The organism is Paraburkholderia unamae, assembly GCF_003096875.1.
In the GTDB taxonomy this organism is placed as follows: domain Bacteria; phylum Pseudomonadota; class Gammaproteobacteria; order Burkholderiales; family Burkholderiaceae; genus Paraburkholderia; species Paraburkholderia unamae.
The window spans coordinates 585,356-606,173 of the sequence record NZ_QEOB01000002.1 but is presented as its reverse complement, the minus strand read 5'-3'; the positions used below and the strand labels follow the sequence as shown (position 1 = coordinate 606,173).

Here is a 20,818-nt window from a genome sequence, read left to right as displayed (position 1 = left end):
CGAACAACCGAGAACACCCGGGAGACATATCTTGACGACACCTTCCAGCGCCGAGGCGCTTTTCGCGGGCAACCGCGTGACGCTCGCCGGCTATCGCGCGCAGCACTTCGGCTGGTCGGTCGACGGCCGCGTCGCGACCATCACGCTCAACCGCCCCGAACGCAAGAATCCGCTCACGTTCGAATCGTACGCAGAACTACGCGATCTGTTCCGCCAACTCGCCTACGCCACCGACGTGAAAGCCGTCGTGCTGCACGGTTCGGGCGAAAACTTCTGCTCGGGTGGCGACGTGCACGACATCATCGCGCCGCTCATCGACCTGCCCATGCCCGAGCTCCTGATGTTCACGCGCATGACGGGCGATCTCGTGAAGGCCATGCGCCACTGCCCGCAGCCAATCATCGCCGCCGTGGACGGCGTGTGCGCCGGCGCGGGTGCGATTCTGGCCATGGCCTCCGACATGCGCTACGCCACGGCGCGCAGCAAGCTCGCCTTCCTCTTCACGCGCGTGGGTCTCGCGGGCTGCGACATGGGCGCGTGCGCGATCCTGCCGCGCATCATCGGCCAGGGCCGCGCCGCCGAACTGCTCTACACGGGCCGCTCCGCCACGGGCGATGAAGGCCACGCATGGGGTTTCTATAACCGCATTTGCGACCCCGAAACGCTGCTCGCCGACGCCCAAAAGCTCGCCGCCGATCTCGCGGCCGGGCCGACCTTCGCGCACGGCATCACCAAGACGATGCTGCATCAGGAATGGACCATGAGCATCGACGAGGCCATCGAATCCGAAGCGCAGGCGCAGGCGATCTGCATGGCCACACGCGATTTCGGCCGCGCCTACGAAGCGTTCGCGGCGAAAACGCGTCCGGTTTTTCAGGGAGACTGAATTGAACGCTGCCGCTAACACCCCTCTCCACGACGCGCTTGCATGGCCGTTCTTCGAAGATCGCCATCGCGCGCTCGCCACAGGAATCGAGACGTGGGCACGCGAGCATCTCGCGCACGTTCCGCACGACGATGTCGACGCCACCTGCCGCGCGCTCGTGCACAAGCTGGGCGCGGCCGGCTGGCTGCGCTACGGCGTGGGCGGCGCCGCTTACGGCGGCCACGGCGACACCATCGACACGCGCGCCGTTTGCCTGCTGCGCGAAACGCTCGCGAAACACTCTGGCCTTGCCGACTTCGCGCTTGCCATGCAGGGCCTGGGCTCCGGCGCCATCTCGCTGGCCGGCAACGACGCGCAAAAATCGCGCTATCTGCCGCGCGTGGCGCAGGGCGAAGCGATCGCCGCATTCGCGCTGTCCGAGCCGCAAGCGGGCTCCGATGTCGCCGCGATGGCGCTCGCCGCGCGCGCCGACGGCGACGACTACGTGCTCGACGGCGAAAAGACGTGGATCTCGAACGGCGGCATCGCCGACTTCTATGTGGTGTTCGCGCGCACCGGCGAAGCGCCGGGCTCGCGCGGCATCAGCGCATTCATCGTCGACGCCGACACGCCGGGGCTGGAAATCGCCGAGCGCATCGACATGATCGCACCGCACCCGCTCGCGCGCCTGCGCTTCACCGGCGCGCGCGTGAAGCGTGCCCAGATGCTCGGCGCGCCCGGCGAAGGCTTCAAGATCGCCATGCGCACGCTCGATATTTTCCGCACCTCGGTAGCCGCGGCGTCGCTTGGCTTCGCGCGCCGCGCCATGGCCGAAGGGCTCGCCCGCGCGGCTTCGCGCAAGATGTTCGGCCAGGCGCTCGGCGACTTTCAGTTGACCCAGGCAAAGCTCGCGCAAATGGCGCTCACCATCGACAGCAGCGCCCTGCTCGTTTATCGCGCGGCGTGGCTGCGCGACCAGGGCGAAAGCGTGACACGCGAAGCGGCCATGGCCAAGTGGCATGCGAGCGAAGGCGCGCAACAGGTGATCGATGCGGCCGTGCAGTTGTGGGGCGGCATGGGCGTGCAAAGCGGCAACGTCGTCGAGTCGCTTTATCGCGAGATCCGCTCGCTGCGCATTTACGAAGGCGCGACCGAAGTGCAGCAACTCATCGTCGGGCGCGACTTGCTCAAGGAATACAACGCCGCGTAAGCACGCGCTTCGCGACGCCTCTACGGAATCGGACGAGACATGAAACAAGCCCTTCTTCCCGCAGGCTGGGTCAAGCCGCGCGGCTATGCCAACGGCGTCGCCGCCACGGGCACCCAGGTCTATATCGCCGGCCAGATCGGCTGGGACGAGAACGCGCGCTTCACGAGCCGCGAATTCGGCGCGCAGGCCGTGCAGGCGCTGCGCAATATCGTGGCCGTGCTCGCGGCCGCAGGCGGAAAACCCGAGCATCTCGTGCGCCTGACCTGGTACGTGATCGACAAGAAGGAGTACCTGGCATCGCTGAAAGAAATCGGCGCGGCGTTTCGCGAGCTGATCGGCGACTACGACATCGCGATGAGCGCCGTGCAGGTGGTCGCGCTCGTGGAAGACGAAGCCAAGGTGGAGATCGAGGCCACCGCCGTGATTCCCGACGACGCGCGCCTCACGCGCAAGTAGACCGCCGCCCACGCAACAGAACGATCTGCTCACGCAGACAGCCGGAGACGCCATGCAACCCACCGCCCATGTCGACACCTTCGCACGCGACCACCTGCCGCCCGAGACGCAGTGGCCCGTCATGCTGCTCGACAATCCCGACGTCGCCTACCCCGCGCGCATGAATTGCGCGGTCGAGTTGCTGGACCGCGCAATCGAGGCCGGGCACGGCGATCGCCCGGCCATCTGGTCGGACATCGAAGGCAAGCCGCACGCAACGACTTACGCCGAGCTGCTCGCCCTCGTCAACCGCAGCGCGCACGTGCTCGTGCAGGACATGGGGCTGCGGCCCGGCAATCGCGTGCTGCTGCGCGGGCCCAACACGCTGCAAATGGCGGTGGCGTTCCTCGCGTCGCTCAAGGCGGGACTCGTGGTGATTCCCACCATGCCGCTGCTGCGCGCGAAGGAGCTCAAGCAGATCGTCGACAAGGCGCGGATTCACGCGGCGTTGTGCGACGTGCGGCTCAGCGAGGAACTCGCGCGCTGCATGGACCCGGCCGACGAGTTCTTTTGCGAAACGCTGCAACAAGTGAGCTATTTCCACGACGATGCGGCGGGCACGCTCGAATACCTCGCAAAGGACAAGCCCGCGGACTTCACAGCCTGTGACACGGCCAGCGACGACGTTTGCCTCATCGCCTTCACGAGCGGCACGACGGGCACGCCCAAGGGCTGCATGCACTTCCACCGCGACGTGATCGCCATGTGCGACCTGTTCCCGCGCCACATCCTGAAGCCCACGGCCGACGACGTGTTCTGCGGCACGCCTCCGCTCGCGTTCACGTTCGGGCTGGGCGGCCTGCTGTGCTTTCCCATGCGCGTCGGCGCTTCGACGGTGCTGATCGAAAAGCTCACGCCGGCGCTACTGCTCGAGACGATCCAGCGCTTTCGCGCAACGATCGTCTTCACCGCGCCCACCTTCTACCGGCAGATGGCGCCGCTCGTCACGCAATACGATCTTGCCAGCCTGCGCAAGACGGTCTCAGCGGGCGAGGCGCTGCCGCAAGCCACGCGCGACCTGTGGCGCGAGGCGTCGGGCATCGAGATGATCGACGGCATTGGCGGCACCGAGCTGATTCATATCTTCGTATCGTCGGCGGGCGCCGATGTGCGGCCCGGCTCGATCGGGCGCGCCGTGCCCGGCTATGTCGTGCAAGCGCTCGACGACAACCTGGAGCCCGTCGCGCCCGGCGTGACCGGCAATCTTGCCGTACGGGGCCCGACCGGCTGCCGCTACCTCGCCGACGACCGCCAGGCGAAGTTCGTACGCGGCGGCTGGAACCTGCCGGGCGACGCCGTTTCCATCGACGCCGACGGCTATGTGTTCTACCAGGCGCGCTCCGACGACATGATCGTTTCGTCGGGCTACAACATCGCGGGGCCCGAAATCGAGACCGTGCTCATGCAGCACCCCGCCGTGGCCGAGTGCGGCGTGACGGGCGTGCCCGACGAGTTGCGCGGCCAGGTGGTGAAGGCGTTCGTCGTCTTGCGCCCCGGTTTCAGCGCCGGGGACGCGATGGTCGCCGAATTGCAGCGCTTCGTGAAGAGCGCCGTGGCGGCTTACAAGTATCCGCGACTGATTGCGTTTATCGACGCGCTTCCGCGCACCGAAACCGGCAAGCTCAAGCGCTCGGCGTTGCGGCTGCTGTGAGGCGAGACGGGCTGGTGGACTGAGATTAGCGTTGGGCGTTTGCGGATTTGTTGTGCGCGAGCGCCCGATTTTTATCATGTATTACTACGTAAACCGTTAATTTTCTACTATCAACGCTAACATTTTTGACATTATTCCTATAATGTTTGGATTAAAGAGGATGCACGCCCATGAAACGCGCGCGGACGCCTCACACCCTGCCCATGAAAGCGAGCATGGCACCACATCTGGAAGGCCGCATCATTCTGCGCAGTATCTTGCGCAATTTCCCATTCATTCACTCATTTGCGCACAATAGCGCGCATTTGGTTGCGTGTATGCCAGCGATCCGACAGGAGATTTGCGCACAATAGCGCGCAATTCGACAGAAACCGACCTATAATGCGCACTATGATGCGCAAAAAAGCTGCCCAACCACCGATCTCCAACGTGGAGCGTCTCGCAGCGAGCCTGCGTGCGACCCGACGCGAGCGCAAGCTGACCCAGCAGACCCTGGCAGAGCGGTCAGGCATTGCCCGCCGCACCATCACGAACGCCGAGCACGCGGGTAACGTCGGCATCCGTGAACTCTGCCGGCTCGCGAACGCGCTCGGCTATGAAGTCGTCCTGCGTCCCATGGACACCGTGATCCTCGAAGACCTGAACGACATCTTCAGGGACGACGAATGAGCACCAGCGCGCCCTTCGATCTCGAGCGGCTCCTGCGGGAGATCCGCAAGCTCGAAGTCCACACGCCCCAAGGCCCAAGTGGTCTGCTGGCGCGCGAAAGCCGCTTCGTTTTCAACTATGGCGAGGTGCCCGATGTCGCCGGCGTGTCGCTCACCATGCCCGTGCGCCGCCAGAGCTACGCGAGCGGCGACCTGATGGGCGTCTTCGCGATGAACCGCCCGGAGGGCTACCTGCGCTTCGTGATCGAGGAGCGGCTCGCACGCTATGGCGCGCCGAGCGACATGTTTCTGCTGTTTCTCGCGGGGCGCAACCAGATCGGCCGCCTCACCTATTCCGTGCCGGGCGAACGCGTGCCGGAAAGCGAAGGCGAGCGCCTCGACGAATTGCTCTCCTCGCCGTCGGGCCGGCTGTTCGAGCGCCTGATCGACCGCTATGCGCTCGGCTCCGGCATCTCCGGCGTCCAACCGAAGGCCGTCGTCCCGCTTGCCGGGGACGCTGTCGCGCGCCCGGCGGAGCACACGGCACTGCCGCTGCGCACGGTGATCGTGAAAGCCGAAGGCGAGGATTTTCCCGGACTCGCGCGCAACGAGTTCTTCTGCATGTCGGTGGCAAAAGAAGCGGCGCTCGAAGTCCCCGACTTCTGGCTATCCGACGACGGCCAGCTTTTCGTGATGTCCCGCTTCGACCGCGAGGCGAACGGCTCCCTCCTCGGTTTCGAGGACATGAGCGTCCTCACGGGCAAGGGCAAATACGAGGGCAGCTACGAGATGATCGCCAAGGCCGTGGACATCTACACGCGCTCCGACCCGGCGCAAAAGCGGCGTCTCTTCGAACGCATCGCCCTTTCGTGCCTGTTGCGCGACGGCGACGCCCACATGAAAAACCTGGGAATCCTCTATATCGATCCGACGGGTCCACGCCGGCTGGCTCCCGTGTTCGACGTGGTCTGCACGGACATCTACCCGGATCTGGACGGCCGCATGGCGCTCAGCCTCAACCGCAGCAAGACGTTTCCGCTGCCCGCCGAACTCCTTGCGTTCGCACGCCGCCTCGACCTCGGCGCGGCCGAGAGCGAGGCGATCATGGCGCGTCTGCGCGACGCCTACCACACGGTCGCCGCGCGCCTCGCCCATGACCCGCGCTTTGGCACGGACGATCTGCTCGCGAGGATCCTGCATGCCGTCGAACGCACCGGCATCAAACCGGTGTCGCGCCCCAAGGTGGTTCGCTAGGGGCGCGCCAACGTTTCAGGTTTTTGCGCCGCGGTCGTATCAGCCGTTGCCGGCGTCCTGCAACGCAAAGGCCATGCGCCGCTGCGCCGCGTCGTAGCGACAGAGGACTTTCGCCCCCTCCTTCACGTCGCCCTTGAGCATCTCCTTCGCCAGCTCGTTTTCCACCGCCTGCTGGATCTGCCGCTTGAGCTCGCGCGCGCCGAACTCCGGCCGGTATCCCTCGGCGGCGAGATGGTCGATCACGCTCTCGTCGAAGGTCAGGTCGATGTCCTGGCTGCGCGCCATCCGCTGGACCTGTTCGAGCTGTAGCCGCACGATCGAGCGAAGCTCGTCGCTGCTGAGCGGCTGGAACATGATGATTTCGTCGATGCGGTTCAGGAACTCGGGCCGGAAATGCTGGCGCAACTCGCCCATCACGGCGTTCTGCATCGATCCTTCGGCGCTGGAAAGGAACCCCGGCCCCGAGCGCTTCTGGCCCGAGACGACGTCCGAGCCAAGATTGCTCGTCGCGATCACGATCGTATTGCTGAAGTCGACCACGCGCCCCTTGCCGTCGGTAAGGCGCCCGTCGTCGAACACCTGCAACAGCACGTTGTAGACGTCGGAGTGCGCCTTTTCGATTTCGTCGAGCAGGATCACGCAATAAGGACGGCGGCGCACCTTCTCGGTCAACTGCCCGCCCTCGTCGTAGCCGACGTAGCCGGGCGGCGAGCCGATGAGCCGCGACACCGCGTGCCGCTCCATGTACTCGCTCATGTCGATGCGCACGATGGCGTCCTCGTCGCCGAACACCACTTCGGCCAGCGCCTTCGCGAGTTCGGTCTTGCCCACGCCGGTCGGCCCGAGGAACAGGAACACGGCCGTGGGCCGGCGCCCGCGCCGCAGCCCGGCGCGCGAGCGGCGCACCGCGTCGCTCACCGCGACGATTGCCTGCTCCTGGCCGATCACACGCTCGTGCAGGCGCGCTTCCATTTCGAGCAAGCGCGTGCGCTCCTCGGCGGTCAGTTGCGTGACCGGCACGCCCGTGAGCTTCGACACGATCTCGGCCACGTCCTCGTTCGTCACGTCGGACGTGACCGAGCCGAGCTGGCCTTTCCATTCGCTCGTGGCCTGCGTGAGCGACTTCTCCTTGTCGGCGATCGGCTCGTCGAGCGTGTGAGCGCGCTCGAAGTTCTTGCGCGTGGCCGCGTAGTCCTGCTCGCGGCGCAACTGCGCCAGCTCCGCTTCGAGTTCGAGGATCGCGGCAGGCCGCGAGGTGGCCGAAAGATGCACGCGCGCCGCGGCCTGGTCGACGAGGTCGATCGCCTTGTCGGGCAGGAAGCGGCCCATCACGTAACGGTCCGACAGCTCGGCCGCCGCGACGAGCGCGTCGTCGCGTATCGTGACGTGGTGATGAACCTCGAGCTTGTCGCGCAAGCCGCGCAGGATGTTGATCGTCTGATCGACGCTCGGCTCCGACACGAACACGGGCTGGAAGCGCCGCTCGAGCGCCGCGTCCTTCTCGATGTACTTCTGGTACTCCGAGAGCGTCGTCGCCCCGATCAGGTTCAGCTCGCCGCGCGCCATGGCCGGCTTGAACACGTTGGCGATATCGAGCCCGCCTTCGTTGCCGCCCTGGCCCGCGCCCACGATCATGTGGACTTCGTCGATGAAGAGCACGAGGCTCTCGCGCTGCGCCGAGATTTCCTCCATCACACCCTTCACGCGCTCTTCGAATTCGCCGCGATACTTCGCGCCCGCGATCAACCCGTTGACGTTGAGCTCGACGAGCCGCCGCCCGCGCAGCGACTCCGGCACGTCGCCGTTGAGCATGCGCTGCGCGAGCCCTTCGGCAATTGCCGTCTTGCCCACGCCCGGCTCGCCGATCAGCACCGGGTTGTTCTTGCGCCGCCGCGCGAGCACTTCCACCACCGTCTCGATCTCGCTGGAGCGGCCGATCACGGGGTCGAGCTTGCCCTCGCTCGCAAGGGCCGTGAGGTCGCGGCTGTACTGGTCGAGTTGCGGCGTCGCGCTCGGACCTTTCGCGGCGGGCCGCTCGCGCTTGTCGCCCTGGGCCTCCACGAGCCCCTGGAGCACCTTCTGGGGCGTGACGCCGTAGCGGCCGAGCAGATGCCCCGCGAAGCTCTCCGGCACCTGCGTAAGCCCGAACAGCAGATGCTCGGGCGCCACGTAGCTGTGGCCCAGTTCGCGCGAAACGAGAAACGCGCGGTCGAGTGCGCCCTTCAGGCGCGGCGAGACGCCGATGCGGCCGTCTTCGGGCGTGCCCGTGCCTTCGCGCTTTTGCGCATTGGCGTCGATGAACGCGCGCACGTCGTCGGGCTGAATGCCCAGGCGCTTGAGGATGGCCGCGCCGGCATCATTGCCCGCGAGTTCGTAAAGCAGATGTTCGGTGTCCACCTCGCGGCGCCCGAACTGCACCGCGCGCTCGGCCGCGCGTTGCAGCAATTCGCGCGCCACGTCGCTGAAGTAGCGCTCGACGATCGCGCCGTCGCCCGCCTCCATGGCCTGCGCGACGGGTTCCTGCGGCGCGCCGCCGCCCTGCTGCGAAGCGCGGAACAGCGACTCCAGCGGGCTCAACGTGCGTTGATGCCGGGTGAGCTGCGCATAGTGATAATCGCAGACATCGAGAAAGCGCCGTCTGCCGTCCTGCAACACGGCGACCCGCACCGTCGCGGGGCGCACGCCGCAGATATCGCAGTTGAACTGAGCCATTTCCTCTCCTTGGAAGCGGTGCGCGGCGCACGTGAGGCCGCCGCCCGCGACCGGAGCCGGGACGAAGCGTGCCGCCACGAGCGCCGCTGAATGCTCTAACGAATGCCGTCGCGAAATTCAGACGTCATCGTAACGTCGAATCGAACGGCGCGTCGTCAAGGAGACGTTTTGCGTCTGGATCGGATTGGCTATGCCCGGTCAAACGTCTTGACGGGTAGCCGGCTCGCCCGCGTCGCGCACACCGGCCGCCGGGTCGCGTATCCACGCCGTCAGCAAGGTGGAAGACACCGCGAGAATCACCGGCCCGATAAAGAGCCCGACGATGCCGAAGGCGAACAAACCACCGAGCACGCCGGAGAGTATCAGCAGCATCGAAAGATTGACGCCGCGCCGGATCAGCACGGGGCGCACCAGGTTGTCTAGCATGGCGACCATCACGGACCACACCGCGAGCAGGATGGCCACGACGTGCGCGTCGTGCATGAACAGCCAGATCACGCCGCCGAGCAGCGGCAGCGTGGGACCGATCTGCGCGAGGCAGAGCATGAGCATCACGGCCGTGAGCACGCCCGCGCCCGGCACACCGGCCACGGCGAGGCCGATGCCGCCCAGCGCCGACTGGAGGATCGCCGTGACGACGATGCCGAGCGCCACGGCGCGAATCGAAGCGCCCGCGAGCTTCACGGCCTGCTCGCCATAGGCCGGAGCGACGCGGATCGCGAAGCGCGTGACATAGGCGGCGGCGTGCTCGCCCTGGCTGTACAGGATGCCCGTGATGATGATCGTAATGAACATGTGCATGACGAACACGCCCACCGAGGCGGCATGGCCGATCAACCAGTGGGCGGCGATAGTCGCGTAGGGCTCCAGTTGCGCGAGCAGGCCGCTCGGGCCCGCATCGGAGAACTCCTGCCATTTGCCCGCAATGCGCTCGCCCACCACGGGAATCTCGCGAATCCACTCCGGCGGCGACGTCAACGCATAGTCGGGCAGCTTGCGGATCACGTCCATGATTTCGCCGCCGTGCACGGCGAGCGTCGACACGGCTTCATAGAGCGGCAGGACGATCACCACGAGGAGGATCACCAGCATCACGAGCGTGGCGAGCCAGCGGCGGTTGCCGCAGCGCCGCTCTATGCCGATCATGGCGGGCCACGTCGCGACAACGATGGTCGTGGCCCAGATCAACCCTGGGAGGAACGGGCGCATCACATAGAGGCTGCCGATCGTCAACGCGCAAAGTATCGCGACGATGAACAGAATGCGGGCAAGGTCCGGCGTGGCTTGCGGCTTCACTTACATCTCCTGGCTGCGGGGCGCGCGTCATGGCGCCGACGCGCTAGTCTATCCCGGATACGTGACACAACCTACCCAGATGGGACGCGCCCGAGGCGCGCGGCCCGGCCGTACCCCGCATCAGGCCACGCCGCCCCACTGATCGGCACGCCCCGGAAACGCATGCGAGCGCCCGCAAACATCCAAAAGCGCCCGATTCATTCGCATTCTTAACTGAATGCAAGGCGGTGCGAGCGCGGGGCGCGCATGCAGCCTGCGGCGCACTCTGGAATAATGCCTGTTTCCCCGACCCTGCACCGAACCCGAGCGCTCCATGTCCGCAACCGATACGAAACTCCCCTGCGTGCTCCTGACCAACGACGACGGCATCGACGCCCCCGGCCTCGCCGTGCTCGAAGCCGTGGCCGCCGAGCTGGCGCACGAAGTCTGGGTCGTCGCGCCCGAGCACGACCAGAGCGGCACCTCGCACTCCATCAGCCTGCACACGCCGCTGCGCGTGAGCCGCCGCGGCGAGCGGCGCTTCGGCGTGCTCGGCACACCCGGCGATTGCGTGGTGATGGCGGTGCGCCAGTTGATGGGCGACGTGCGGCCCTCGCTCGTGCTTTCGGGCATCAACCGCGGCGGCAACCTCGGCGTGGAAACGATGTTCTCCGGCACGGTGGGCGCCGCCATGACGGGCCTGCTGCTAGGCCTGCCGTCGATCGCGCTGAGCCAGACCTTCCGCGACCGCGACCACGTGCGCTGGGACACGGCCCGCGCGCTCGCGCCGGACGTGATCCGCCGCCTCGCCGCGGTCGCGCACGACGCGCCCGTCTGCCTGAACGTGAACTTCCCGGATATCGACGCGAGCGCGGCCGGCCCGCTCACGGTCACGCGCCAGGGCGTGGGACTCGTGCAGGGCATCGACGTCGTGCCGCAGATCGACCCGCGCGGCATGGACTACCACTGGCTGCGCTTTAACCGCGGCCCGCGCGAAAACGGTCCCGACAGCGAAACGGCCGTGGTGAACGCCGGGCGCGTTTCGGTCACGCCGCTGCACTTCGAGCGCACCGACGAAAAGACCTTCGCCACGTTGCAGGCGGCGCTGGCCGGCGCCGCCTGAGCCTCACTCGCGAGCGGCCGCCATGGCCGTTTCGATCGCTCGGCGAATGTCATCAGGAATGCCGATCGATCGATGGGTGTCGAGCGAGGTCGTGACGATGGTCTGGCGCGCCGCCATGCGCAGCACGCCGTCCACGCCCGTGCAGGCCCACGCGAGCGTGAGCGAAGCCTCGCCGAGCCGCACGACCTCGAGCGACAACCAGACCTCGTCACCCATCTTGCTGATGGCCTTGAAGTCCACTTCGAGCCGCACGGTCGGCATGCCCACACGGCGCACGCCCAGCACGCCGTGATAGCCCTCCTGCGGCAGCATTTCGTCGAACCACGACTCGACGAGGTCGTTGAACAGGACGAAATACTGCGGATAGAACACGATGCCGGCCGGATCGCACTCCGAGAAGTGAATCTTGTGCTTGCGGCGGAAGGTGGGCATCCCCACGCGGGTATCTGCGCTCATTGCCGTACTCGCGCCGCTCAGATCACGAGGCGCGAGACCTTCACGCCTTCGAGCGACACCCCCGCCATGAGGCCGCCGTTGGTCAGCACGAACGCTTCGACGGGGCTCATGGCGGTCGAGGTATCGACATTGCCGTTCGCCCCCACGGTAACGACCGCGACCGTGGCGTCCGCGCCGGCCGACCATCCCTGGCTGCTGGTGAAGTCGTCGAGCGCAACCGGATTCATGAACGCGAAGATGATGGCCTTGGACTGGGCCCCGATCTGCAAGCCGAACGAGCCCGCCACCGTGCTGTAGTAGCCGGTGGTGCGGCCCTGCACGCGCAGCGCGCCGGTGCCGTACTGACCGCCGATCCAGAAGCCTGCCGCCAACACCTGCGGAAAGACGAGCACGCCGCTCGCCTTCGAAATCAACTCCTGCGAGCCGCTCACCGTGCTGTAGAGCCGCGTGAGCGTGCTGTCCACGCCCGCGTCGATGGCGTTGCGCTTGGCCGCGTTCTGCGCGGCGCTGTCCTGCGAACCCAGCGGGGTCGTCGTGCAGCCGGCAAGCGCAAGGCCGCTTGCGGCGAGCGCGGCGCTGGAACTGAGTATGAATTGACGTCGGCGCATTGCGGTGTTCCTGTGGATAGGTGACTTCGATTGCCCGCGCCGGCCGCGCTATCGCCTGGCCGTGCGCAAAGCCCTACAGGATAGCGCGCAGGGGCGCGGGCCTGGAAAATTCGCGGGCCGATACGCCACGGCAGTCGCGCGCGAAGGGGCGCGCCGCCGCGTGGTCGGCCGGCACTCGCGCCCGTGACCGCCATCCTTGGGGGTATAGGACCATGCGCCGCGCATGGAGTTCGCTCCCCGGCATCAGGGTGTTCCCGCCCTTCGGTGCGATGCAGCATGGCTCCACTTCTCGAAATCCTTCTATGTCGGCGCGGCACCCCGATCGCTACATTGGGGTCATGTCTCGACGAGGTCTGCCGCAACGGCCGCCGCCCTCGCCCCGAGCCCGACATCCGAGGAGAACCGCCATGCCCAACAGCACGCCAGACCGTACGCCGCAACCGCGCAGCCAGGCGCTGTCGCGTGCCTGCGAATACCTGAGCGGCGCGGGCATCTATCTGCTGCCGGTCTTCTACGTCAGCTTCGTCGCCATGCTGTTCCTGCTGTGGCGCTCGCCCGCCGGCGCCTTCTGGCTGCCGGCCGCCGCCGGCGCGCTGGGCGGTTCGATGGGCGTCTGGGCGCTGGTATTCCACGTGGCGAGCGCGAAATGGTCGAACTCGCGAGAACCTGCGGCCACTCGCCCTGCGGCGCCACTTGCCGCGACGCGCTCCGTCCCGCTGCGCTTCGTCCAGATGACCACGCGCACGTGCAGCCACGCCTGCACCTCGTCCAGCGGCGCGCGCTCGCAGTTCACGGTGTCGTGCTTCCACGCCCACTGCCCGGCCGCCACGCCGGCGAAAAACGCCGCCCGGCCGCCCTACGCCAACTCAGACAAACATCAGTAAGGCCTGACATATAATGAGTGACACGATGGCAGAGCGGCGCAATCGCTGAAGCCTGACTCTGCTGGCATGGCCCTTGGGGTTTTCCGACTTCAGGCGACTCTCTCACGCCCATGACGAATGCGACGCAAGACGTGCGGGTCGTGGTGGCCGACGACCATCCAGTCGTGCTGACAGCGATCAGCGACTACCTCAACGGCATGCCGGGCTTCAAGGTGATCGCTACAGCCAGCACCGGCGCTGCCCTCATCGACACCTTGCGCGAGAGCGCGTGCGATCTCATCGTCACGGACTTCTCGATGCAAGGCGAAGTCGAAGACGAAGACGGGCTGCGGCTCATCAGCAGGCTGCGCCGGCTCCACCCCGACACGCCAGTCGTCGTATTCACGATGCTCACCAACGGCGGCATCCTGCACGAACTCGCGCAACTCGGCGTGTCCGGGCTGATCGGCAAGGACGAGCCGATTCCCGCACTCGGCGAAGTCTGCCGCCGCGCGCTCGCGCAGGCGGGCACCGCGCTTTCCGCCCGCATTGCCGAGCGCCTCGCGAAAGAAGGTTCGAACTCCGACGAATTCCAGCGCAATCAACCGCTCTCGCCGCGCGAGCTGGAAGTGGTGCGCCTCTTCGCGCTCGGCCTGAGCGTGACCGAAATCTCAAAGCGGCTGAACCGCTCGGTGACCACCGTCGCCACGCAAAAGCGCGCGGCCATGCGCAAACTCCACCTCGAATCGAATGCCGACCTGATCAGGTACGCCAGCGAAAACGGATTCGCGTGATGCCGCGCTCCGCGTATCGGAACGGCTTCGCTCATACCTCGCCCTATGAAGCGCTCGGCGCGCTCGAGCGCAACCTGAAACGCGAACGGCGCGTGTTCGCGATGCTCACGGGCCTTCTGATTTTCGCGGCGCTGTGCATGGCGGCCATCGCGATCGCCAGCGTCACGTTCGCCTCGCTGCGCACGCAGGCCTTACGCGCCCGCACCACCAGCGCGCAAGTCGACGCGCTGATCGAGCGTCAGCACACCCTGGTCATCGGCACACAAGTCGTCCTTTCACTCGAAAGCGCATCCCCACGCGCAGGGCCGCCGGACGACAACGCGCCGGCGCCGTGCGCGCCGACCTTCGCGGGCCTGAACGGCGCGCCCGAATTGCGCGCGGCCTGCAATCGCACCGTGCGGCTCGCGAGCGCGGTCTCTCCCGACGCGCCCCTGCTGTTGCTGGCGGCGGACGGCAGCGCCGCGTACGGCTACCGGCTCGGCCCGGCCGCCCACGAGCCGACGCAATCGCTGGAGGACGCCGCAGCGCACGCGCGCCTGCTCGCCGACGCGGTGCTTCTGCGCATGACGGCGCGCGCAACGGACCCGGTTAGGGCCGCACGCGAACTGAAAGTCATCTGGTTCCGGCCTCCCGCGGCACTCGGCTTCCCGGATTCGCTCGTGCTCGGCGCGCTGAGCGTGCTCAAGGACGGCAAGCCCTATGCGTTCGTGCTGACGAGCGTCGATCTCGCCGCGTTCGATCGCATTGCACGCGACAACGACTCGCGCGTCATGCCCACGCTGTTCGACGCCGAGGGCGCCATGCTCGCCGGCCCGCTCTCGGCGCCCGCCGCGCAATTGCTCGACAGGCGCATCGCGAACCTCCCGACCGGCTCGTTCCATGCGCTCGCGCGCTTTGGCTGGGTGCTGCGCGAACAACCTCTCGCGTACGGCTTCGGCCGCTACATCGTGACGCTCTCGTGGGGCCAGCAGTTCGCGCTGATTCGCTTGCCGCTCCTCATCATTCTCGCGCTCACGGCCGCGCTCGTGGCAATGCTCATCACGCTCTCGCACTACTGGAACCGCCGCGTGCTCACGCGCACTTATGACGAGGCGAGCCGCGCGCTCGAAGGCGAGCTGCTCAACCATCTGCTCGTTCACGCCACGCCGGTCGGCCTGTGCATCGTGAGGCGCAGCAACTTCGAGATCGTCGTGGCGAACCAGATCGTGCGCAACGTGCTCGGGCTCGACGCGAACGCCACGCGCCTGCCGAACACGTTGTGCGCCGAATTCGAAAAGCACCTGCCCTGGCCCACGCCCGCGCACAGCGACGACGAAACGCCGGTGTACGAACTGCCGTACTCGCTCGAGCGCCCCGGCGAAGAGGGCCTGCATCTCGCCATCACTTATGCGCCCGCCACGATGAACCGCGAAGACGTGATGTTCTGCGCGGTCGCCGACATGTCGAAGCACTACGAGGTCGAGCGGCTGCTGCGCGAGGCCAAGCGCATGAGCGACGAAGCCGCCCGCGCGAAAGTGAGCTTCTTCGCCGCGATGAGCCACGAAATCCGCACGCCGCTCGCTTCGCTCGTCGGCAATATCGAACTCGTCGCGCGTGGACCGCTCGCGCCCGAACAGGGGGCGCGCGTGCAGGCCATGCAGATTTCCGCGGCCGAGTTGCTACAGATCGTGAGCGACGTGCTGGACTTTTCGAAGATCGACGTGGGTCAGATGAAGCTCACGGAGGCGCCCGGTTCGATCGCGGGACTGCTCGGCCGCATCGCGCTCGCGCATGCTCCGCTCGCCGTGCGTCAGCGCCTGCCGTTCTTCCTCGTGATGGACCGCGCGATCCCCGCGCAACTTCACTTCGACGCCGTGCGGCTCGCGCAGATCGTCAACAACCTGCTGAGCAACGCCTTCAAGTTCACCCGCTCGGGCAAGATCGTGCTGCGCGCGAGCTGGCGCGAAGGCGCGCTGGAGATCGGCGTGAGCGACTCCGGCGGCGGCATTTCCGACGACCTCAAGCAGCATCTCTTCAAGCCCTTCACGCAAGGCGACGGCCAGCGCCTCACGCAGGCGCGCGGCACCGGCCTCGGGCTTTCGATCTGCGCGCGCCTCGCCCAGCTGATGCACGGGCGCATCGCACTCGACAGCACGCTTGGCGTGGGCACGCGCGTGACGGTCACGCTGCCGCTGCGGGCCGAGGGCGAGACCACCGCGGGCGAGGAATGGACGCTGCACGACGCGCACCCCGCCATCCTGTGCCGCGCGCCCGAAAACCGCGAATGGCTCGCCAACCTGTTCGACGCCCGCGCGAGCGCGCCGACCTTCCTGAGCCTCGATGAACCGCCGCGCGAAGGCACGTTCGACTATCTGCTCGTGACCGACGAGTTCGCCCGCGACGACGTCGCGCCGCTCTGGGGTGAGAGCGCGAAGATCGTGTGGCTGCGCCAGGACGGACCGCTCGTGCCGCTGGAGCTGGGAGGCGGCGCGGTCGAGGTGAGCCTCTACAGCCTCGCGGGCATCCGCGCCGCCACGCAGATGATCGTGCGCGGCGGGGGCGCCTCGACGGCCGGCACGCCCCAACCGGAAACCGGTGTGCAACTGGAAGGCGGACAGTTCGCATCCCTGAATGTCCTCATCGCCGAAGACAATCTGCTGAACCGCGGGCTGCTGCGCGACCAGTTGCGCACGCTGGGTGCGAACGTGATCGAAACGAAGGACGGCGAGGAAGCGCTCGCGCGGCTCGGCGAGCGCGAGGTGGATCTCGTGCTCACCGACCTGAACATGCCGGGCATGAACGGCAACGCGCTGCTCGAAGCGACGCGGGCAAAGTTCCCCGATCTTCCTGTTTATGCATTGAGTTCCAACGCCTTGCCCGAGCAGATCGCGCAAGGACGCGCACTGGGCTTCACCGACTACCTCACCAAGCCGCTCGCCCTCGCCGAGCTTGCGCGTGTGCTGTCGGACGTATCGGCACGCACACCGGCTTCGCAAGATACGGCGGCCGTGCAGGACTCCGAAACAGACTCCGCTCAAGAACTGCCGCGCTTTCCGGCGCTCACCGCCCCGCTTGCCGGACTCTTCATCGAGCAGGCCGAACGCGACATCGCCGATTACGCGCAAATCGCGCAGCAGCGCGACTTCAAGCGCTTGCGCGACTGGGCGCACCGCGTCTCGGGCGGTCTCGCGGTTCTCGGCCCTTCGATGCTCAACGAAGCCTGCCTCGAACTGCGCGCGACGATGCGAGAAGCCGGGCAGTGGACCGATGACGTCGGCGATCTCGCGGCCGCCGTGGCGGACGAACTCGACGCCATGCGCGTTCAAGCGGCGTCTCGCGACGCCGCTTGAACGCATGTCTCTCGCTCAGCGCGAACGCTTGAGAAACATCGGCGCTTCGTGGGACGCTTTGTTCGGGCAATCGTCGTTCTGCAAGCGCACGCACCACTGGCGCAATGCGGTTTCATCGAGCGGACAGCGCACAGGACTGCGCGGCGTCACGGGGTGATGCACGGCAAGCCGCAGCGCGAAGCTCTCCGGCAGCACGAGGTCGCAGGGCGAGGTCTTGCTCGTGCGAGGCATCTCGCCGCCATCGTGTTCGCCACGATGCTCGGGCAGACGTGGGGTCCAGCGCACACCGGGCGCGCGGCGCAGAAAAAAGACGGACATGGACGTTCCCGCCCTTGGCGGACGGCTCCTGGGTCGTATCGGATAGCTCGATAGTCGCCCTCGCCGGGCGCTGCGACCATCGAAACCCTTCGAAAACGCGCGCGGGCGCGACATAGCGCCGCGCTTATGGCACGCCTCAACGCGGCCCGTGAGCGTGCGCAAACGCGGTGCGCCGTGTTAGACTGCGCCGCGCATTCATTCTCATTCTCATGAATCCACGCAAGCATTCACTGCTGACCGCATGGCTTGGCCTCGTCGCCATGTGGCTCATCGTGCTTGCGCCGCTCGTGAGCCAGCTCGCCGCCGCGCACCGCGCGCACGAGCCGGACGCCCCGCTCTGCTCGGCCTTGCAGCCGGCACAAAGCGCACCGCATCTTTCGCACGACGATGCATTCGGCGCCTGCGGCTACTGCCACCTGCTCGAACACCACGTGGCGATGCCTTCGGTCGCCGCGCCCGAGCCGCTTTTCTCCATCGCCGTCGCGCTCGATACCATCGCGCCGCCGGTCACGCACGACCTCCCGCTCGGCGCATTCCCTTCGGGGCGGCCACGCGCCCCACCGTTCCTTTCCTGAGCTTTGCCGATACCGGCCGCGTGATCGCGACTTGCTCGTGACCCGCTCGTCATTCGTCTGCGCAACGCTCGTGATCTGTTCGTGAACAACACACGAAACAGGCACAAGCAGCAGTCGCAAGCAGCACGCGACTGGCTTGCGCGCGCAACGAGCACGCATGGCGCGCGGCCGTTCGCCCTTCGTCTACAGGAAAGGATTTCATGTCCACGCTCGCCACGCGTGGCGCTGCCGTTCGCCCACGCGAACGCGCAACGCCGCGCGCGCAGCGGCATGCCGTGCGCCTCGCGCTCGGTGTGCTGCCGCGCTTTTTGCCGCCCCTTTTGCCGCTCGCCCTGGTCGCCCCCGTTGCGACGCATGCCGCCGAAAACCAAGCCCCCGACACCGCCACGCTGCCCACAGTCACGGTGAGCGCGAGCGCCGCAAGCAGCGGCTCGGGCGGCGCCGCCACGCCCGCCGTCGATCCGAACCTGCCCGCGACGGTGGAAACCGTCACGCCCGCGCAGTTCGACAACTGGAACGTCGTCAACACCGAGGACGTGCTCAAGTACCTGCCCAACCTCGCGGTGCGCAAGCGCTTCGTGGGCGACCTGAACTCGATCATCGCCGTGCGCGGCACGAGCAACACGCAGAGCGCGCGCGGCCTCGTCTACGCGGACGGCCTGCTGCTCTCGAATCTCCTCGGCAACAGTTACACGTTTCCGCCGCGCTGGTCGATGGTGTTTCCCGACCAGATCCAGCAGGTCGACGTGATCTACGGGCCGTTCTCCGCGCTCTATCCCGGCAACTCGCTCGGCGCGACCGTGCTCATCACCACGCGCATGCCAAAGCAGTTCGAAGCGAACGCGGACGTGAAGGCGTTCACGCAGCACTTCAGCCTTTATGGCGTGAACCAGAACTTCAACGGCAGCGAGATGAGCGCGTCGATCGGCGACCGCATCGGCAAGTTCTCGTACCTGCTCGGCGTGAACCATCTGGAGAACACGAGCCAGCCGTTGCAGTTCGCCACGCTCGCACAGTCGACGAAACCCGCGCAGCCCGGCGACATTCCGGTGCATGGCGCGTACTTCTACAACAACCAGACGAACACGCCGACCGTCGTGCTCGGCGTGAACGGCGAAGGCATCGAGCACACGGTGCAGGACCAGTTCAAGCTGCGCATGCAGTACGACTTCACGCCTACCGTGCAAGGCGGCGTGACGCTCGGCTACTGGCACCAGACCTACGACAGCGCGACTTCGACCTTCCTGTACGACGCGAACGGCAATCCCGTGTACAGCGGCCGGGTCTCGATCAACGGCTACGAGTACACCATTCCCGCCGCGGCGCTCGCACCGAGCCGCGGCTGGAGCGAAAACTGGCTTTACGGCGCAACGCTGCGCACACACCAGGCGAGCGGCTGGAACGCGGAGGCTATCGCTTCGTACTACGACGTAAGCAACAGCGTCGCGCGCACGGCGAATGCAGGCGGCCCCGGCAACGGTCCCGGCGTGATGACACTAGGCGACGGCACGGGCTGGAAGACACTCGACCTCAAGACGACGTGGACACCCCACACGCCCGATGCGGGCCTCATGGCCCACTGGCTCACCTTCGGCTATCACTACGACAACTACACGCTCGACAACCGCACGTACAACACGCTCGCGTGGCGCGACGGCGGCGCGGCCGGCTTCGCCAACGCCTTCGCGGGCAAGACCGAAACCCAGGCGTTCTACGCACAGGACGCGTGGCGCTTCCTGCCGCGCTGGAAACTCGTGTACGGCGTGCGCTACGAGGACTGGCGCGCCTACGACGGCTATCAGGCACTGGGCGGCGTGAACCTGCCCTATGCGAACGTGGGCGACCGGCACCTTTCTCCCAAGGCGTCGCTCTCGTTCGACGTGACCGACGACCTGACGCTGCGCGCGTCGATCGCACGCGCCTACCGCTTCCCCACCGTGAGCGAACTTTTCCAGGGCCAGGTGAACGGCTCGTCGATCGTCAACAACAATCCGAACCTGCGCCCCGAGGACGATCTCTCGAAGGAACTCAGCGCGGAATGGGCGCACTGGAACGGCCTCTTTCGCCTGACGCTCTTTCAGGACGACGTGAAGAACACTATCTTCAGCCAGACCGATACGACCGTCATTCCCAACGTCACCAACTTCCAGAACATCGGCAAGGTGCGCTCGCGCGGCGTGGAAACGAGCTACCAGGGCGAGGACGTCATGCTGCATGGCCTCGATCTCGCGGCGAGCGTCGCCTATACGCAGTCGAAGATCCTGGAGAACGCGCAAAACCCCGCCACCGTCGGTAAGTACTTCTACCGGATTCCGTTGTGGCGCGCGAACCTGGTCGCGACCTACCGCTTCGACGCGCACTCGGCGCTCACGCTGGCCGCGCGCTACTCGGGCCGCCAGTACAACACGCTGACGAACACCGACACGAACCCGAACGTGTTCGGCGGCACGAGCACCTATGCGGTCGTCGACATGAAGTTCACCTACCGGCCGACGAAGAAAAGCCAGATAGGCGTGGGCGTCGACAACCTCTTCGACACGCGCTACTTCGTCTATCACCCGTACCCCGGCCGCACGTTCTACCTCGAAGCGAAGCTCGGAATTTGAGCGGCTCGCCCGCAACCGTGTTCGCAACCGACCGAAT

Annotated in this window: 17 protein-coding genes; 12 read left to right on the top strand and 5 right to left on the bottom strand. The window is 66.7% G+C overall.

Annotated features, from left to right (window positions below; all coding sequences use genetic code 11):
- Positions 1–31: 31 nt before the first annotated feature.
- The 6 genes from C7402_RS06640 to C7402_RS06615 all read left to right on the top strand — a co-directional run bounded on the left by C7402_RS06640 (position 32) and on the right by C7402_RS06615 (position 6,122).
- Positions 32–886, top strand: coding sequence for an enoyl-CoA hydratase family protein (locus tag C7402_RS06640; protein WP_116610041.1), 855 nt, complete (start codon positions 32–34; stop codon positions 884–886).
- A 1-nt stretch (position 887) separates the two neighbouring features.
- A complete protein-coding gene (locus tag C7402_RS06635) occupies positions 888–2,075 on the top strand; it encodes an acyl-CoA dehydrogenase family protein (RefSeq protein WP_116610040.1) in 1,188 nt (395 codons plus the stop codon).
- 39 nt (positions 2,076–2,114) lie between these two features.
- Positions 2,115–2,531: a RidA family protein gene (locus C7402_RS06630; protein WP_116610039.1), complete on the top strand. Its 417-nt coding sequence runs from the start codon at positions 2,115–2,117 to the stop codon at positions 2,529–2,531.
- 52 nt (positions 2,532–2,583) lie between these two features.
- The gene (locus tag C7402_RS06625) at positions 2,584–4,221 is read left to right on the top strand and encodes an AMP-binding protein (RefSeq protein WP_116610038.1); all 1,638 of its coding nucleotides are present in this window, start codon (positions 2,584–2,586) and stop codon (positions 4,219–4,221) included.
- Between the two features lie 393 nt (positions 4,222–4,614).
- Positions 4,615–4,890: a helix-turn-helix domain-containing protein gene (locus C7402_RS06620; RefSeq protein ID WP_244314755.1), complete on the top strand. Its 276-nt coding sequence runs from the start codon at positions 4,615–4,617 to the stop codon at positions 4,888–4,890.
- On the top strand, positions 4,887–6,122 hold the full coding sequence (locus C7402_RS06615) for a type II toxin-antitoxin system HipA family toxin (protein ID WP_116610036.1): 1,236 nt from the start codon (positions 4,887–4,889) through the stop codon (positions 6,120–6,122). The genes C7402_RS06620 and C7402_RS06615 overlap by 4 nt, the downstream gene beginning before the upstream one ends.
- A 39-nt stretch (positions 6,123–6,161) precedes the next feature.
- Here the strand turns inward: C7402_RS06615 and C7402_RS06610 are convergent, their stop codons facing one another.
- Positions 6,162–8,834 carry an ATP-dependent Clp protease ATP-binding subunit gene (locus C7402_RS06610; RefSeq protein WP_116610035.1) on the bottom strand — a complete coding sequence of 891 codons (2,673 nt, stop codon included), beginning with the start codon at positions 8,832–8,834 and terminating at the stop codon, positions 6,162–6,164.
- Positions 8,835–9,032: 198 nt separating this feature from the next.
- Positions 9,033–10,130 carry an AI-2E family transporter YdiK gene (ydiK, locus tag C7402_RS06605; protein WP_116610034.1) on the bottom strand — a complete coding sequence of 366 codons (1,098 nt, stop codon included), beginning with the start codon at positions 10,128–10,130 and terminating at the stop codon, positions 9,033–9,035.
- 313 nt (positions 10,131–10,443) lie between these two features.
- On the opposite strand from ydiK, the gene surE reads away from it, so the two are divergent.
- Complete coding sequence (gene surE, locus C7402_RS06600) at positions 10,444–11,232, top strand: 5'/3'-nucleotidase SurE (protein ID WP_116610033.1); 789 nt, start codon at positions 10,444–10,446, stop codon at positions 11,230–11,232.
- Between the two features lie 3 nt (positions 11,233–11,235).
- Here the strand turns inward: surE and C7402_RS06595 are convergent, their stop codons facing one another.
- Positions 11,236–11,688 carry an acyl-CoA thioesterase gene (locus tag C7402_RS06595; RefSeq protein ID WP_208948896.1) on the bottom strand — a complete coding sequence of 151 codons (453 nt, stop codon included), beginning with the start codon at positions 11,686–11,688 and terminating at the stop codon, positions 11,236–11,238.
- Positions 11,689–11,705: 17 nt separating this feature from the next.
- Positions 11,706–12,296 (bottom strand): BPSL1445 family SYLF domain-containing lipoprotein, encoded by a 591-nt coding sequence (locus tag C7402_RS06590; protein WP_116610032.1) that lies wholly within the window; start codon positions 12,294–12,296, stop codon positions 11,706–11,708.
- 407 nt (positions 12,297–12,703) lie between these two features.
- Here C7402_RS06590 and C7402_RS06585 point away from each other — a divergent pair, with 407 nt between their 5' ends.
- From C7402_RS06585 to C7402_RS06575, 3 genes are all read left to right on the top strand, one after another.
- Positions 12,704–13,180, top strand: a complete 477-nt coding sequence (locus C7402_RS06585; protein WP_116610031.1) for a hypothetical protein — start codon at positions 12,704–12,706, stop codon at positions 13,178–13,180.
- Positions 13,181–13,290: 110 nt separating this feature from the next.
- A complete protein-coding gene (locus C7402_RS06580) occupies positions 13,291–13,953 on the top strand; it encodes a response regulator (protein WP_112169104.1) in 663 nt (220 codons plus the stop codon).
- Entirely contained in the window at positions 13,953–17,282 is a 3,330-nt protein-coding gene (locus C7402_RS06575; RefSeq protein ID WP_116610030.1) for a hybrid sensor histidine kinase/response regulator, read from the top strand. Before C7402_RS06580 ends, C7402_RS06575 begins: the two co-directional genes overlap by 1 nt.
- Positions 17,283–17,297: 15 nt before the next feature.
- On the opposite strand, the gene C7402_RS06570 is transcribed toward C7402_RS06575, so the two are convergent.
- Positions 17,298–17,600 carry a hypothetical protein gene (locus C7402_RS06570; protein ID WP_116610029.1) on the bottom strand — a complete coding sequence of 101 codons (303 nt, stop codon included), beginning with the start codon at positions 17,598–17,600 and terminating at the stop codon, positions 17,298–17,300.
- Between the two features lie 209 nt (positions 17,601–17,809).
- Between C7402_RS06570 and C7402_RS06565 the strand changes: the two genes are divergently transcribed.
- Both C7402_RS06565 and C7402_RS06560 read left to right on the top strand, forming a co-directional pair.
- Entirely contained in the window at positions 17,810–18,175 is a 366-nt protein-coding gene (locus C7402_RS06565; RefSeq protein ID WP_116610028.1) for a DUF2946 domain-containing protein, read from the top strand.
- Positions 18,176–18,375: 200 nt separating this feature from the next.
- Positions 18,376–20,781, top strand: a complete 2,406-nt coding sequence (locus C7402_RS06560; RefSeq protein ID WP_116610027.1) for a TonB-dependent receptor — start codon at positions 18,376–18,378, stop codon at positions 20,779–20,781.
- Positions 20,782–20,818: the final 37 nt, after the last annotated feature.